This window comes from Parendozoicomonas haliclonae (assembly GCF_900174585.1).
GTDB classification, from domain to species: Bacteria; Pseudomonadota; Gammaproteobacteria; order Pseudomonadales; family Endozoicomonadaceae; genus Sansalvadorimonas; species Sansalvadorimonas haliclonae.
Genome location: NZ_FWPT01000003.1, coordinates 15,492 through 30,205, shown reverse-complemented (window position 1 = coordinate 30,205; position 14,714 = coordinate 15,492). Strand labels below are relative to the sequence as shown.

The window sequence follows — 14,714 nt, the reverse complement described above, 5'->3', positions numbered from 1 at the left end:
CTTCTGTCGTATGACGGCAGGCTTTGATAAGAAGGCTTTGGTAATAAAAGTACAAGGGGGAGAGGTGAGCTGCGATTTTGCTCAGCAAACGACGCCGGGTGTTAGCCGGTTAAAGCCCTACCAGCCAGGTAAGCCAATTTCAGAATTGGCCCGTGAGTTGGGGCTGGATGAAAAAGCTATTGTGAAGCTGGCCAGTAACGAAAATCCGTTGGGGCCATCCGAGAAGGTGGTTGCGACTCTGCAGTCGGAATGTGCGGACCTGGCACGTTATCCGGATGGTAGTGGTTATCAGCTTAAGCAGGCGCTGGCTGCCAAGTTGAGCGTTGATCCTCAAGGCATCACGCTGGGTAATGGTTCCAATGATGTGCTGGATCTGATTGTTCGGGCCTGGGTTTCTCCCGGTGATGAAGTGGTATTCTCCGAGCACGCTTTTGCGGTCTATCCGATCTCGACGCTGGCAGCCAGTGGTCAGCCGGTACAGGTTCCGGCGAAAGACTATGGTCATGATCTTGTGGCGATGGCAGCAGCTATCACAGATAAGACGCGTGTCGTGTTTATTGCCAATCCGAATAATCCAACCGGTAACTGGCTGGATCGGGATGCTTTGAAGACCTTTCTGCAATCAGTACCCGAGCGGGTGCTGGTGGTTCTGGATGAAGCTTACTGTGAATATATTGACCATCCCGATTACCCCAATGGTCTGGACTGGTTGGCGGATTATCCGAATCTGGTAGTCACCCGCACCTTCTCCAAGATTTATGGTCTGGCTTCCCTTCGGGTTGGCTACAGTGTTTCTTCTGTGGCTATCGCGGAAGTGCTGAACCGTGTGCGTCAGCCTTTTAATGTCAACAGTTTTGCTCTGGCCGCAGCTGTGGCGGCACTGGCTGATGAAGATTATGTTGCCCGCAGTAAGGCTATGAATACCGATGGTTTGCGTCAGCTGGAGCAGGGGCTTGATGTTCTTGGTCTGTCGTATATCCCGTCTTTAGGTAACTTTATCACCTTCGATACAGGCCATAATGGCGAACAGGTGTACCAGACCCTGCTGAAGCGTGGTGTGATTGTACGCCCTGTGACCGGTTATGGTCTGCCTGCTCATCTGCGGGTTTCTGTCGGTACGCCGGAAGAGAATCAGGCGTTTCTGGATGCTTTGCCAGCAGCCTTGAGCGAAGTAGCAGCTCTATGAAATCACTGAATGATGCCCGTGTTCTGATAGTTGGTCTGGGTCTGATTGGTGGCTCGCTGGCGGCGGCACTCGTATCCCGTGGTGTCTGTCGTGAAGTGCTGGCCTGTGATCGGGATGAGCAGGCGCTGATTATCGCCAAAGAGCGCGGCATTATTGATCGGGCTGTGCCTGACCTGGAACAGGCTGTTGCTGAAGCGGATATTGTTGTGCTCTCGGTGCCAGTGTTGGCGTTGTCTGCATTGGTGGAGACCCTGTCCGCTTTTGATCTGGCCGGAAAGGTGATTACTGATGTTGGCAGCAGCAAGTGTAATGTTGTTGCGACTGCACGGAATGTGCTGGGAGAAAGTCTTTCTGCTTTTGTTCCTGGTCATCCGATTGCCGGCTCTGAAAAAAGCGGAGTCACGGCGTCACGGGCGGATCTTTACGAAGCTCACAAGGTAATCGTAACGCCCATGCCAGAAAATGATCCGCAGTCGGTTGCTGTCGTGCGCCGTCTGTGGGAAAGCGTGGGTGCGTTGGTGTTGGAGATGGATGTAGATCACCATGATCAGGTGCTGGCACGTACCAGCCATCTACCTCACCTCTTAGCCTTCTCTCTGGTTGATACTCTGGCGGGGGATCGGGACAGTCAGGAGATTTTTCGCTACGCCGCTGGCGGCTTCCGGGATTTTACCCGTATTGCCGCCAGTGATCCGACCATGTGGCATGATGTCTTTATTGCCAATCGTGAGGCTCTGTTGTCAGCACTGGACGAGTTCTCTCTCGGTCTTCAAGAGATGTACAGTGCTGTGGAGCAGGGCGACAGTCGGAAAATGACGGGTATTATTACCCGTGCCAAAGCCGCCCGTGAACATTTTACCCGCATGCTGGAAAGCCAGTCTTATCTGAAGTCTATGAGCAGCAATACACTCACTTATACGGCCGGACCCGGCGGCGTGATTAAGGGCACCCTGCGTGTCCCCGGGGATAAATCCATTTCTCACCGTTCCATTATGCTGGGTGCACTGGCAGAAGGAACGACTCATGTCTCCGGCTTCCTGGAAGGGGAAGATGCGCTGGCAACGCTGCAGGCGTTTCGTGATATGGGTGTAGTTATTGAGGGCCCCCATGAAGGTAGGGTGACGATTTATGGCGTTGGCCTGCATGGTTTGCAGCCACCTCCAGGGCCTCTCTATCTCGGTAATGCCGGTACGGCCATGCGTTTGATGGCAGGCCTTATGGCGGCTCAGAATTTTGATGTGACCCTGACCGGTGATGAATCACTCTCCCGCCGTCCGATGAATCGTGTCGTGCATCCATTAGCAGAAATGGGGGCGGTGATTGAAACGGAAGAAGGTGGGCGCCCACCTCTGGCGATTCGCGGTAAGCAAAATCTCCATGGTATTCATTACGATATGCCAATGGCTTCAGCACAGGTAAAATCCTGTCTGCTGCTGGCTGGTCTCTATGCCGAGGGTGAAACCTCCGTGACTGAGCCGGGTGTAACCCGCGATCATACCGAGCGTATGCTGAATGGTTTGGGCTACCCTGTCACCGTGGAAGGCGATCGCGTATCCCTTCAGGGTGGTGGCAAGCTCACCAGTGCCGGCCAGATAGATGTGCCAGCTGATATTTCTTCGGCAGCGTTTTTCCTGGTGGCAGCCTCGATCAGCCCGGGTGCAGACCTTCTGCTCACCCATGTGGGCATTAATCCAACCCGTACCGGTATTCTGGATATCCTTAAGCTGATGGGCGCGGATATTACGTTGGAGAATCAACGCGAAGTGGGTGGTGAGCCGGTGGCTGATATCCGGGTGCGTTATGCGCCTCTGAAAGGTATCGAGATTCCCGAGCACCTGGTGCCGTTGGCGATTGATGAGTTCCCGGTTCTGTTTGTGGCTGCGGCCTGTGCGGAAGGTGATACCCTGCTGACCGGTGCGGAAGAGCTGCGGGTTAAAGAGAGTGACCGTATCCAGTCCATGGCGGATGGTTTGAATGCTTTGGGTGTGAATGCGGTTGCGTTGCCAGATGGTATGCGTGTACCTGGCTCCCTGGCTGAGACTGTCTTCCAGGGGGGGACGGTTCATAGTCATGGAGATCACCGTATTGCCATGGCCTTTGCGGTTGCCTCTTTGCGGGCGGCGGCGGAAATCCGGATTCTGGATTGTGCCAATGTGGCTACATCCTTCCCGAATTTTGTAGATCTGGCCCATTCGGTTGGATTGAATGTAAGCGAAACGGAAAGTTAAGCGATTGTGATTGAAAACAGTGTACCGGTCGTCACCATTGACGGCCCGGGTGGTTCCGGTAAAGGAACAGTCTGTGGTCTGCTGGCCCGCGAGTTAGGTTGGCATCTGCTGGACAGTGGCGCGCTTTACCGGCTGACGGCACTGGCCGCCATTAATCATGGTGTGTCACTGGATGATGAGGCCTCACTGGAAGTGCTGGCCGCCCATCTTGATGTGCAGTTTGTGGCTGGTGACGGCGATCAGGTGCCGCCGGGCATTATTCTTGAAGGCGAGCCGGTGGAAAAGGCGATCCGTCAGGAAGAGATTGGCCTTGGGGCTTCCAAAATTGCTGCCTTGCCGGCGGTACGTTCCGCACTTCTCTCCCGTCAGCAGGCATTTGCCGAATTGCCGGGTCTGGTTGCGGATGGTCGGGATATGGGAACGGTGGTGTTTCCGAATGCACCGGTGAAGATTTTCCTCACGGCCAGCGCGGAAGAACGGGCAAAACGTCGGTTTATCCAGTTGCAGGAGCAGGGTGTCGATGTTAGTCTTGACCGCCTTTTAGAAGATATAATTCGCCGTGACGAGCAAGATGCTAATCGTGCCGTGGCGCCGATGATTCCAGCCGATGATGCAATCGTGCTGGATAGCACTAAACTGACCATTCAGGAAGTGCTTGCCCGTGTACTTGAAGAAATGCGTAAAAAGGCCGTGATCTGATCACTGTCTCCGCTTCATAAGCTTCCGGGTATAACTCATTTTCAAGATTGAGAATGCTGGCTTTGGCCGGCATTTTCAGGGTGGGATGAAAGTATTGTCGTGGTTCTCAGGTGGGAGCCGTTGACGAAGGCCAGCACTGGCTTTTATCCCTTTAAAACTCTTTGCCCATGCTAGCTGGTGGTATGGATGACAATACTTTTGTGAATCATCCGTTTCGGATGCTCTGGCAAGGTATTCTACAGGATTTGTAATGACTGAAAGTTTTGCCGAACTCTTTGAAGAGTCTTTGAAAGAAATCGAAATGCAGCCAGGTTCCATCATCGATGGTATCGTGGTTGACATCGATGGTGACTGGGTAATCGTTCACGCTGGTCTGAAGTCTGAAGGTGTTATCCCTGCAGAGCAGTTCCGTGACGAAAACGGTGAAATGTCCATCCAGATCGGTGATACCGTTCAGGTAGCTCTGGATGCAGTGGAAGACGGCTTCGGCGAAACCCGTCTGTCCCGTGAGAAGGCCAAGCGCGCTGAGTCCTGGAAAGGTCTGGAAGCTGCGTTTGCTTCTGAAGAAATCGTTAAGGGCGTTATCTCCGGTAAGGTTAAGGGCGGCTTCACTGTCGACGTTAACACTATCCGTGCGTTCCTGCCTGGTTCTCTGGTTGACGTTCGTCCAGTACGTGACACTGCTCACCTGGAAGGCAAAGAGCTGGAATTCAAAGTTATCAAGCTGGACCAGAAGCGCAACAACGTTGTTGTTTCCCGTCGTGCAGTTCTGGAAGCTGAAAACTCCGCTGAGCGTGAGCAGCTGCTGGAATCCCTGCAGGAAGGTCTGGAAGTTAAGGGCGTTGTTAAGAACCTGACCGACTACGGCGCGTTCGTAGATCTGGGCGGTGTTGACGGCCTGCTGCACATCACTGACATGGCTTGGAAGCGTATTAAGCATCCTGGCGAAATCGTGAACGTTGGCGACGAGATCCTGGTTAAGGTTCTGAAGTTCGACCGTGAGCGTAACCGCGTATCCCTGGGCCTGAAGCAGCTGGGTGAAGATCCATGGGTCAACATCAAGCAGCGCTTCCCAGAAGGTGCCAAGGTTTCCGGTCACGTAACCAACCTGACTGACTACGGCTGCTTCGTTGAGCTGGAAGAAGGCGTTGAAGGTCTGGTACACGTTTCCGAAATGGACTGGACCAACAAGAACATCCACCCGAGCAAAGTTGTTTCTCAGGGTGACGAAGTTGAAGTTATGGTTCTGGACATCGACGAAGAGCGTCGTCGTATCTCCCTGGGTGTTAAGCAGTGCAAAGCTAACCCATGGGAAGACTTCGCTGCTGGCTCCAACAAGAGCGATGTTGTTAAGGGTACCATCAAGTCCATTACTGACTTCGGTATCTTCATCGGTCTGCCTGGCGGTATCGACGGTCTGGTTCACCTGTCCGACATCAGCTGGAACGAAACTGGCGAAGAAGCCGTTCGCAACTACAAGAAGGGTGATGAGGTTGAAGCCATCATTCTGTCTATCGATGCAGAGCGTGAGCGTATCTCCCTGGGCATCAAGCAGCTGCAGAACGATCCATTCGCCAACTACGTTGATGCTAACCAGAAAGGCACCATCGTTAAGGGCACCATCAGCGAAGTAACTGCCAAGGCTGCGACCGTAGTTCTGGCTGAAGAAGTTGAAGGTACTCTGAAGGCGTCTGAAATCAGCCGTGATCGCGTTGAAGATGCGACCACTCTGCTGAAGGCTGGCGAAGAAGTTGAAGCCAAGATCGTTAGCGTTGATCGCAAGAACCGTGTGATCAGCCTGTCCATCAAGGCCAAAGACGAAGCTGACGAGAAGACCGCTATGAAGGAACTGCGTACCAAGCAGGACGACACAGCTGGTCCTACCACCATCGGTGACCTGATCAAGGCGCAGATGGAAGGCAAGTAATATTGCCTGACGGCTGTCGCTGAACTTTTCAAATGGTTTAGTGATGGTCAGCTCAAAAAGCCACAGGGGTTATACCTCTGTGGCTTTTTTATTGGCCGCTTTTCTGGATTTAGTTGTTTCCAGTGTCTTGATTCGCTTAGGGATATTGGCTAATTTGGGGTGGCTGTACTCGGTTGTCGAATCATGACGGGGTGTAGATTGATTTTGTCGTGTTTTGGAGTCAGTGCTGGGGGATAATAAGAACAGTAGCTTTCCCAAGGTTTGGGACTTGTTACGGGAGGCGTGGATATGACTCGTTCTGAGTTGATTGAAAGGATGGTGGAACGTCAGGGGCATTTGATCTCAAAGGATGTCGAACTGGCGGTGAAAACCATAATTGATGAGCTCTCAGGTGCGCTTTCGAGTGGTCACCGTATAGAGATTCGCGGGTTTGGCAGCTTCTCTCTCCATTACCGCGCGCCACGCGTTGGGCGTAACCCCAAAACCGGTGATGCTGTTGATCTCTCCGGTAAATATGTGCCCCACTTCAAGCCTGGTAAAGAATTGCGTGAGCGAGTCAACGAATCTCTGTTGGCTGATCGGCGCTTCCGCAACTATTAACTTCGGCTGGTACTCCGCAATAACCTGTATCGTGTTGGTAGGGTGGTTGCGGGTTCATTGTTGGCCTGAAATGTTTCTGGCAGATAAAATGTATGCTCGATAGGCTGTTCAAGATACTCAAAGCCTCATGCCTTGTGCTGCTAGGGGTTGCTCTCCTCGTGCTTTTCTCTGGTCTTATTCTTTCCAATCAGCAGGTAGTTACTGTTGCTATCTGGGGGTGGATAACTGGCCCGGTTGAGCTGTCTACGGCACTGTTTCTGGCTTTTCTTGGTGGGGCTGTGGTGGCGGTCACTTTCGGATTGCTGGTTCTTGTGCGTTTGTTGCTTCGCAGTCGTCGTTTGGAAAAGAAGCTGGCTCTGAGTGAGAAGGAGTTGCAAAAGCTTCGTGTCAGTGCGCTGCGGGGATTGGCCTCCTGAATGTTGGATCTCGCCCTCTTTATTCTTATTTTTGTCTCCCTTGGGATTGGTTATTTAATCGGTCGGCGGGAGCGTGTGCGTCGGTCCGGTCATCGTTCTTCGGATCAACTGAGTAGTGAATACTTTGTAGGTCTGAACTATCTATTGAATGAGCAGACCGATGAGGCTATTGAAAGCTTTATCAAGGCTTTAGAGATTAATAGCGATACCGCAGAGACCTTTATGGTTTTAGGGAGGCTGTTCCGTCAGCGGGGTGAGTTGGATAGAGCGATCCAAACCCATCAGGATCTTCTTGCGCGACCGAGTCTGACCCGTGAGCAGATGCTGGATGTGCAGCTGGAGCTGGCTCGGGATTATAAAAAAGCCGGGCTGTTTGATCGCGCCGAAACTTTGCTTCTCGATATTGTTCGTCAGCAATGGCCGGGGTGGCGGGAAAGTATTCAGACACTCTTGTCTATCTATGAGCGTGAGAAGGAGTGGGATAAGGCTATTCAGTTGGTGGGTTCACTGAAGGGTGTTCAAGCTTCCGGGTTTGAGAGTCAGCGCTCCCACTATTTGTGTGAATTGGCTGAGCAGGCGCTGCGTGAGTCGGATGTGCTATCGGCTAGAAGGTATCTGCGTCAGGCGGCTCGTTCCAGTTTTGAAAATGTCCGTGTCTCTCTATTGCAGGGGCAGGTTGAGCTGAAGATTGATAACCCCAAGGATGCGGTCAAGGCGCTTGAGCGCATTGTTGATCAGGATCGCAGTTTTATTCCCGAAAGTGTGGGATTGCTTGAAGAGGGGTATGGCCGCCTGCGCTCTCAGCGTGGTCTCAGCACTTACCTGGGGCGGTGTTTAAGAGAAGCGCCGTCGGCGGCGGTCGTTATGGCATCTGCACGCTTGATTGCTCAGCAGCAGGGTGAAAAAGAGGCGGGGCGTTTTGTTGCTGAGCAGATCGTTAAGAGGCCTTCGCTGAAGGGGCTGAATTCCCTGATTGATATTCATCTGCAGATGGCTGAAGGGCGTGCTCGCCAGAACCTGATGATGCTTCGTGATCTCACTGGGCGCCTGGAGCATTCCAAGCCTGTTTATCGTTGCGGTCAGTGTGGTTTTGATGGCAAGGAGTTACATTGGCAGTGTCCTCGCTGCCATGAGTGGGGCAGTACCCGCCCGATTATGGGGTTGGAGGGTGAGTAAGTCAGGAGGATTCCTATGCGTCATGCCTAAATGTACGACAGTTGACGCATGCAATTTGGGCTTGGCTTCTTTATACTCCCGCACCTGACACTCATACTCTCAAGTGACAGGAAGTTTTATGGTCTGCTCAAGTCCTCTCATAATCGCTCTGGATTATCCCCATGCAGATCAGGCTCTGGCCATGGCTGATCGTCTTGATCCAGCCAAGTGTCGGGTAAAGGTTGGCAAAGAACTGTTCACCAGTGCCGGCCCGGCTGTTGTAGAAGCTCTGCAGGCCAAGGGCTTTGATGTTTTTCTCGATTTAAAATTTCACGATATTCCCAATACCGCTTCCAAGGCTGTAAAAGCCGCTGCCGAGCTTGGGGTGTGGATGGTTAATGTCCATGCTTCCGGTGGTCGTAGAATGATGGAAGCCTGCCGTGAAGAGCTGGAGGCGCTGACTCTTCCGCAGAAGCCGTTACTGATTGCGGTGACGGTTTTGACCAGTATGTCGGCAGAAGATATGGCTGAGCTGGGTTTTGGTTCTCCAGAGCAGCAGGTGCTCAAATTGGCGACTTTGGCCAAAAACAGTGGCATGGATGGTGTCGTCTGTTCGGCTATGGAGTCTGCGTTATTGAAGTCTGAACTTGGTCAATCTTTTCAATTGGTCACCCCGGGTATTCGTCCTGAAGGTTTTGGTAGTGGTGACCAGCGTAGGATTGTGACACCATCAAAGGCCATGCTGAATGGCAGCGACTACCTGGTTGTTGGTCGCCCGGTGACACAATCCAATACTCCGGTTGATGTTCTGGACTCTATAATAAACAGCCTGCAATAAGTGTCGGGCGGACAGGTCTTATGGATGAGTGGTATCTATTAAAAACGCGCCCGCGGCAGGAGCTGCGCGCCGTTGAAAACCTTGAAAGACAGGGCTTTGAACCGTTTTGCCCGTTAATGAAGAAAAAGTCACGGGACACGTTTGAGGCACTGTTTCCGGGGTATATCTTTCTTCTGAATGAGAAGAAGTATGCTGAGGTTTTGCCATGGGAGAAGGTGCGCTCCACCCGTGGTGTTTATGACTTCGTGAAGTTCGGTGGCAAGCCGGCTACCGTCCCCAATGAGTTGATTGATGGCTTATTGGAGCGTGAGGATCATCTCAGAAGTGTGCCTGTGTTCAAGACTGGTCAGAAGGTTGTCTTTAAGGATGGGCCTTTTGCTGATCTGGAAGGCATCTATCTCTGTGATAAAGGCGAGCAGCGTTGTATGGTCTTACTGAATATCATCAGTCGTGAGCAGCCAATTCTTGCGGATCAGGCGAATCTTCGCAGTTAATGGATTTGCAGGGTGTGTGACCTGCTGAGGCAGGTCACAGTGATATTTAATCCTCTCTTCAGAAAGATTTTAATTCTTCCCTCAGTTTCATAATCTCATCCCGGGTCTTGGCGGCCTCTTCAAACTCCAGGTTTTTGGCCTGCTTGTGCATCTGTTCTTCCAGGCTCTTGATGCGGCGGGCGATATCCTGTGGAGAGTGCAGTTCCGGTGCGCTGGTGTAGGTTGCCTTGCTCTCGGCAACTTTCTGCTTCTGGCGGCCCCGGCTGCCGGGTACGGCACCTTCCAGAATATCGGTGACATTTTTGCGAATGCCCTGTGGAGTAATACCATGCTCGGCATTGAAGTCCATCTGCTTCTGGCGGCGGCGCTCGGTTTCATCCATGGCGCGCTGCATGGAGCCGGTGACCTTGTCAGCATAAAGAATGGCTTTACCATTCACATTTCGAGCGGCACGACCAATAGTCTGGATAAGTGAGCGGTCGCTGCGCAGGAAGCCTTCCTTGTCGGCATCCAGTATCGCGACCAGCGAGACTTCCGGCATATCCAGACCTTCCCGCAGCAGGTTGATGCCGACCAGAACATCAAAGGCACCAATCCGCAGGTCGCGGATGATTTCTACTCGTTCTACGGTATCAATATCAGAGTGAAGGTAGCGCACCCTTACGCCATTCTCTCCCAGGTACTCTGTGAGATCTTCCGCCATGCGCTTAGTCAGAGTGGTGACTAGTACGCGATCGCCTTTGGAGGTGCGGATTTGAATCTCACTTAACAGGTCGTCCACCTGTGTTGTGGCTGGGCGAACTTCAATCTCAGGGTCAACCAGACCGGTAGGGCGAACCACTTGTTCCACCACCTGATCCTGATGATCTTTTTCATAGTTGCCTGGGGTGGCAGAGATAAAAATGGTTTGTGGACGCTTGTCCTCCCATTCATCAAACATCATTGGCCGGTTATCCAGTGCCGAAGGCAGGCGGAAGCCGTATTCAACCAGCGTCTCCTTGCGGGAGCGGTCGCCTTTATACATGGCCCCGATCTGAGGCACTGTGACATGGGATTCGTCAATCAGCAGCAAAGCATTGTCCGGAAGGTAGTCAAACAGGGTGGGTGGGGGCTCACCCGGTGCGCGGCCGGACAGATAACGTGAATAGTTTTCAATGCCTGTGCAGTAGCCCAGTTCCAGCATCATCTCGGTATCGAAGCGAGTGCGTTGCTCGAGGCGCTGAGCTTCAACCAGTTTGTTGTGCTCCTTAAGAAACTTCAGGCGATCGTCCAGTTCGGCAAGGATCGAGTCGATTGCGCCAAGAATGGTTTCCCGTGGGGTGACATAGTGGGTCTTCGGATAGATGGTTACCCGGGGAACCTTGCGCAGAACTTCTCCTGTTAATGGATCAAACCAGCTTATCTGTTCCAGTTCGTCATCGAAGAGCTCCAGGCGCACCGCTTCTTTTTCGGATTCCGCCGGGAAGATATCGATCACATCGCCCCGAACCCGGTAAGTGGCACGTTTCAGTTCCATATCGTTGCGGGTGTACTGGAGTTCCGCCAGACGGCGCAAAACCGTGCGCTGATTGATCCGGTCACCCCGAACCAGATGCATCATCATCTTCAGATAGGATTCCGGGTCACCGAGGCCATAGATGGAGGAGACCGTCGCGATAATAATGGCGTCGTCTCTTTCCAGTAGAGCCTTGGTGGCAGACAGTCTCATCTGCTCAATATGTTCGTTGATCGAGGCATCTTTCTCGATAAAGGTGTCGGAAGACGGAACATAGGCTTCCGGCTGGTAGTAGTCGTAGTAGGAGACAAAATACTCTACGGAGTTATTGGGAAAGAACTCCTTGAACTCCCCATAAAGCTGCGCAGCCAGAGTTTTGTTGGGCGCCATCACAAGGGTGGGACGGTTCAGTTCGGCAATGACATGGGCGGAGGTAAAAGTCTTGCCCGATCCGGTCACTCCGAGCAGGGTCTGGCAGGCCAGGCCGCTTCGAGCGCCAGCAACCAGTTTCTTGATCGCTGTTGGCTGGTCTCCCGCCGGTTGAAAGGGGGAAACCACGGTTAATTGGGGGGAACTCTGCACCATTGGGTTCCTGCTTTTGTTGAGGTGGGTTATTATGAATCAGTTTGCATGCATACTCGCATGCTCATAAATAAGTCCCGCGCCGTAGTAAGCATGAAAGCCATATCGTACCACCGTATCTCCACTGCCGCACAGATCAAGGGTACTGGAACCGCTCGCCAGCATGACAGTATACGAGCCTACCTTAACAATCATCCAGAGCTGGAGCTTGTTAATACTCTTGAAGACATAGGTCGCTCTGGTTACCACAACCGAAATGTTGAGGAAGGTGAGCTAGGTCTTCTTCTTCGGAGTGTAGAAGCTGGTGAGATAAATACCCCGATTGCCCTTCTTGTTGCGTCAGGTGATCGTCTGACCAGACAGTCCCCACGTAAAGCCCTTGGGCTTCTGGACAGGCTCATAGAGGCAGGAGTTGTTTTGCATGATGTCATGACCGGCCGTGTCTATGATGTGACCGCTGAAGCCACTGACCTGATCATGTTTATCATCGCAGCGGATTCCGCCTATAAAGAGTCACAGGTCAAAGCTGACCGCTCAAGGGCTGCTTGGGAGAAGCGTCGAGAGAGTATGGGTAAACTACCTGCCTTCCTGACGAGAGTTGATGGTCAGATTGTTCCTAAAACGGATGCGTCAGCGTTACTTGCTGAAATCTTCGCTCTTGCCTCCAAGGGGGTAGGGACATCCTCCATCGCCTCACAAATGAACAAGGAAAACCCTGTCAGCTTTACGGGTGGACGGTGGTCAGGTTCGACGTTGAACAAAATCCTGAGGGATGAGCGTGTTGTAACTTATGGCCTCGTAACATCAGGGGTCTTTCAGCAGGTTCAATTGGGGATGGAGGAGCGGAAGAAGAGCTGCAGCTCAAGTCAGAATAGGCGTGTCAGCCCCCTGTCGGGCATTACCTTCTGTGCGTCTTGTGGTGGCAAGATGCACCTTCAACGAGTCAAGGAACACCTTTACCTAAGCTGTGGAAATGCACGAGTTGGGCAGTGCGGTCAGACGAAAAGAGCACCCTTGAGGTACGCTGAAGACCACATCAAGAGTCGCCTTCTGGAATACTGCAAGGTTGCTCTGCCGACAATACAGCAGGGTAAGGGGGAGGCGCACCTAGCCTGTGAGCAAGCAATAAAGACCGAAGAGTCAGTAATAGCTAACATCGTTGATGCAATCGCTAAATCCCCAGCGTCAGCAGCCTTGTTATCGGCTTTGGGTCGTGCAGAGGCTGAGCTTGAGAGGTTGAAGGGTGACCTCCTTAAGATGGAGGCGGCAGTAAAGGTAACGTCTACCACCATCAATACTGATGAGGGGCTGACGGTAGCTGTAAGCGACCTCGGAACCACTGTGACCGTGAAGCGACTCAAGAGCGGAGGATGGAGACTTGATGCTGACTTTGAGGCCATCGATACGGGGGAGCGGTGGAGTCTTGATAAGAAAGGTAACGTGGTCTTCGGTTGACCGCTTCCTCAGTGCGTGGGGGCGTGATACTCAAAGCGTCTCCAGTTACCCATCTCTGCCTCAATGGCAGGTCTCCAGCTTCCATCTTCTTCTCTTGTCATTATTCGTCCACAGATATAATCCTTTGCCATAGTAGGCCAGCGTTGAGCTTTCATCGTCTGGGAGTGTCTGTAGCGTACGGCCTCTGTACGGGCTTCAGTTCGCTTCTGGCTGATGACCAGTTCATGCTTCAGCCTCATTGCGATGGCTGGCTGTAGGGCATTATAGAGGGCTTGGAGTGGCTTCAGGAGGGCGTTACCTATGACCTGCTTGCAATCTCGATCTATATAAGACCAGTGTCTTATGACTCCCCTATCAGTTCTCACCTTGGGTTTACGATATGACCTGATGAGTTCATGGCCTAACCATATCTCCCGCACTTCTTCTCCTGCATAGTTGATAATTGACCAGTCATGCGTGACCACTGCAACCAGTTCGAGTGCCTTGCCTAGAAGCTCCTCATGGTCAGCGTGCATCAGGAGATGGTAACTCAAGTACCTGGCTTTAAGTTCCGTGGTCTGTATCTGTGACAGAGAAGGGGTAGAACGGTAGAGGTGGAAGGCATCGGCAGGAGGGCTGGAGAACAAATTAGAGACAGCTCTGAAGGCGTGGCGATACTCGGCACAGCTTTCTACTGACACAGCCTGTAGGACTTTCTGGGTGGCTCTGCGTACGGCCTTAAGTGCCTTATCCCCCTTCCACTGCTTTGGTAGTTCATACATCCCATACTGACGATACCTTCCTTGGCAGCGGTTACAGTGGATGGAGAAAGAAGACGCTGGTGGAGTAAAGACACAATGGCAGTGTTCACAGGTTCGTTGACCGTTAGAGGGAGACCAAGTGGTGGTCTTTAAGGGTGTCAGGTTCTCATTGCGACCGCCTATATGGGTGATGGTAGGGCTGACCCTGTGGTCTGCCTCCCATTGGTCAAGCTGGTCTTCGTAATCGACAGGGAAAAGGTACTCAATCATGGTTGTATGCTTTGTAGTCAGTGGAGGGAGGGAGCCTTGTGGCAGGCTCTGGGGTTCCTCCTAGGGGCGGTATGGTTGCATCGCTGCGCTTGCCGGTTTTCATCCGTGGCTAGGAGGTTGTCCTTAAGGGCAATAACTCAGGGTGTCTTATATAGTGGTACAGTTATGCGGCTTCTTCCGCTGACCAACACAGTTCCTCGTCTTCATAGACATCCTCCTCTACCTCATCCATGTAAAGACTGTTGACCGCATCAAGTTCTGCAAGACGTTCTGCGGAGAGTGACTTCAGTGTCTGCATGGCCGTCATGTCGAAAGCGTCAATGGCAACCACCTCTTCTTCTGTCAGCGTAAGTGGCTCTGGGTCTATATAAGGCACTTTGAGATACTCTGAGCCATCCTCCATGATGAGTTTGTACCGCCAAGCCCCAGAATTGCGAGCGTAACGGAATGCCTGTGCCGTGCTGACTTCTGGTAGCGTGTAGACGTGTCCAATGTCCCTGTCAGTGATGACACGGTAGCGGTTGAAGGGGAATCGAGGGTCATTGACTGCACGTTTAAAGGCCGCTGGCTTGCAGCCAAACTTTGAGGCCAACTTGTCTCGGGTTCCAAACAGAAGGCCATTTCCCCTG

The 14,714-nt window shown here is 52.5% G+C and carries 13 protein-coding genes; 10 read left to right on the top strand and 3 right to left on the bottom strand.

All coding sequences use genetic code 11. The features are described from left to right. Positions 1-64 precede the first annotated feature (64 nt). The 9 genes from hisC to EHSB41UT_RS06505 all read left to right on the top strand — a co-directional run bounded on the left by hisC (position 65) and on the right by EHSB41UT_RS06505 (position 9,543). Positions 65-1,186: a histidinol-phosphate transaminase gene (gene hisC, locus EHSB41UT_RS06545; protein ID WP_242667254.1), complete on the top strand. Its 1,122-nt coding sequence runs from the start codon at positions 65-67 to the stop codon at positions 1,184-1,186. After that, positions 1,183-3,414 (top strand): bifunctional prephenate dehydrogenase/3-phosphoshikimate 1-carboxyvinyltransferase, encoded by a 2,232-nt coding sequence (locus tag EHSB41UT_RS06540; RefSeq protein ID WP_087108066.1) that lies wholly within the window; start codon positions 1,183-1,185, stop codon positions 3,412-3,414. Before hisC ends, EHSB41UT_RS06540 begins: the two co-directional genes overlap by 4 nt. A gap of 9 nt (positions 3,415-3,423) precedes the next feature. After that, positions 3,424-4,113, top strand: a complete 690-nt coding sequence (cmk, locus tag EHSB41UT_RS06535) for a (d)CMP kinase (RefSeq protein WP_087108961.1) — start codon at positions 3,424-3,426, stop codon at positions 4,111-4,113. A gap of 250 nt (positions 4,114-4,363) precedes the next feature. Then, on the top strand, positions 4,364-6,040 hold the full coding sequence (gene rpsA, locus EHSB41UT_RS06530) for a 30S ribosomal protein S1 (RefSeq protein ID WP_087108064.1): 1,677 nt from the start codon (positions 4,364-4,366) through the stop codon (positions 6,038-6,040). 288 nt (positions 6,041-6,328) lie between these two features. After that, positions 6,329-6,640 (top strand): integration host factor subunit beta, encoded by a 312-nt coding sequence (gene ihfB, locus EHSB41UT_RS06525; protein ID WP_087108062.1) that lies wholly within the window; start codon positions 6,329-6,331, stop codon positions 6,638-6,640. Between the two features lie 158 nt (positions 6,641-6,798). Further along, positions 6,799-7,056, top strand: coding sequence for a LapA family protein (locus EHSB41UT_RS06520; RefSeq protein WP_165767177.1), 258 nt, complete (start codon positions 6,799-6,801; stop codon positions 7,054-7,056). Then, the gene (lapB, locus tag EHSB41UT_RS06515) at positions 7,057-8,232 is read left to right on the top strand and encodes a lipopolysaccharide assembly protein LapB (protein WP_087108058.1); all 1,176 of its coding nucleotides are present in this window, start codon (positions 7,057-7,059) and stop codon (positions 8,230-8,232) included. It abuts the gene before it with no gap. Positions 8,233-8,350: 118 nt separating this feature from the next. Next, on the top strand, positions 8,351-9,049 hold the full coding sequence (gene pyrF, locus EHSB41UT_RS06510) for an orotidine-5'-phosphate decarboxylase (RefSeq protein ID WP_087108056.1): 699 nt from the start codon (positions 8,351-8,353) through the stop codon (positions 9,047-9,049). Positions 9,050-9,069: 20 nt separating this feature from the next. After that, a complete protein-coding gene (locus EHSB41UT_RS06505) occupies positions 9,070-9,543 on the top strand; it encodes a transcription termination/antitermination NusG family protein (RefSeq protein ID WP_087108054.1) in 474 nt (157 codons plus the stop codon). 58 nt (positions 9,544-9,601) lie between these two features. Here EHSB41UT_RS06505 and uvrB read toward each other — a convergent pair whose 3' ends face one another. After that, entirely contained in the window at positions 9,602-11,623 is a 2,022-nt protein-coding gene (gene uvrB, locus EHSB41UT_RS06500; protein ID WP_087108052.1) for an excinuclease ABC subunit UvrB, read from the bottom strand. A 57-nt stretch (positions 11,624-11,680) separates the two neighbouring features. Between uvrB and EHSB41UT_RS06495 the strand changes: the two genes are divergently transcribed. Further along, positions 11,681-13,075, top strand: a complete 1,395-nt coding sequence (locus EHSB41UT_RS06495; protein WP_165767176.1) for a recombinase family protein — start codon at positions 11,681-11,683, stop codon at positions 13,073-13,075. An 8-nt stretch (positions 13,076-13,083) separates the two neighbouring features. Here the strand turns inward: EHSB41UT_RS06495 and EHSB41UT_RS06490 are convergent, their stop codons facing one another. Together EHSB41UT_RS06490 and EHSB41UT_RS24450 are read right to left on the bottom strand one after the other, a co-directional pair. Continuing rightward, on the bottom strand, positions 13,084-13,836 hold the full coding sequence (locus EHSB41UT_RS06490) for a hypothetical protein (RefSeq protein WP_087108048.1): 753 nt from the start codon (positions 13,834-13,836) through the stop codon (positions 13,084-13,086). Between the two features lie 412 nt (positions 13,837-14,248). After that, positions 14,249-14,488 carry a hypothetical protein gene (locus EHSB41UT_RS24450; RefSeq protein WP_133060420.1) on the bottom strand — a complete coding sequence of 80 codons (240 nt, stop codon included), beginning with the start codon at positions 14,486-14,488 and terminating at the stop codon, positions 14,249-14,251. Positions 14,489-14,714 lie beyond the last annotated feature (226 nt).

Coding starts and splice junctions, on each gene's coding strand:
- EHSB41UT_RS06540 (WP_087108066.1), top strand. CDS start 1,183: ATGAAATCACTGAATGATGCCCGTGTTCTGATAGTTGGTCTGGGTCTG.
- rpsA (WP_087108064.1), top strand. CDS start 4,364: ATGACTGAAAGTTTTGCCGAACTCTTTGAAGAGTCTTTGAAAGAAATC.
- ihfB (WP_087108062.1), top strand. CDS start 6,329: ATGACTCGTTCTGAGTTGATTGAAAGGATGGTGGAACGTCAGGGGCAT.
- lapB (WP_087108058.1), top strand. CDS start 7,057: ATGTTGGATCTCGCCCTCTTTATTCTTATTTTTGTCTCCCTTGGGATT.
- pyrF (WP_087108056.1), top strand. CDS start 8,351: ATGGTCTGCTCAAGTCCTCTCATAATCGCTCTGGATTATCCCCATGCA.
- EHSB41UT_RS06505 (WP_087108054.1), top strand. CDS start 9,070: ATGGATGAGTGGTATCTATTAAAAACGCGCCCGCGGCAGGAGCTGCGC.
- uvrB (WP_087108052.1), bottom strand. CDS start 11,623: ATGGTGCAGAGTTCCCCCCAATTAACCGTGGTTTCCCCCTTTCAACCG.
- EHSB41UT_RS06495 (WP_165767176.1), top strand. CDS start 11,681: ATGCTCATAAATAAGTCCCGCGCCGTAGTAAGCATGAAAGCCATATCG.
- EHSB41UT_RS06490 (WP_087108048.1), bottom strand. CDS start 13,836: ATGTATGAACTACCAAAGCAGTGGAAGGGGGATAAGGCACTTAAGGCC.
- EHSB41UT_RS24450 (WP_133060420.1), bottom strand. CDS start 14,488: ATGGAGGATGGCTCAGAGTATCTCAAAGTGCCTTATATAGACCCAGAG.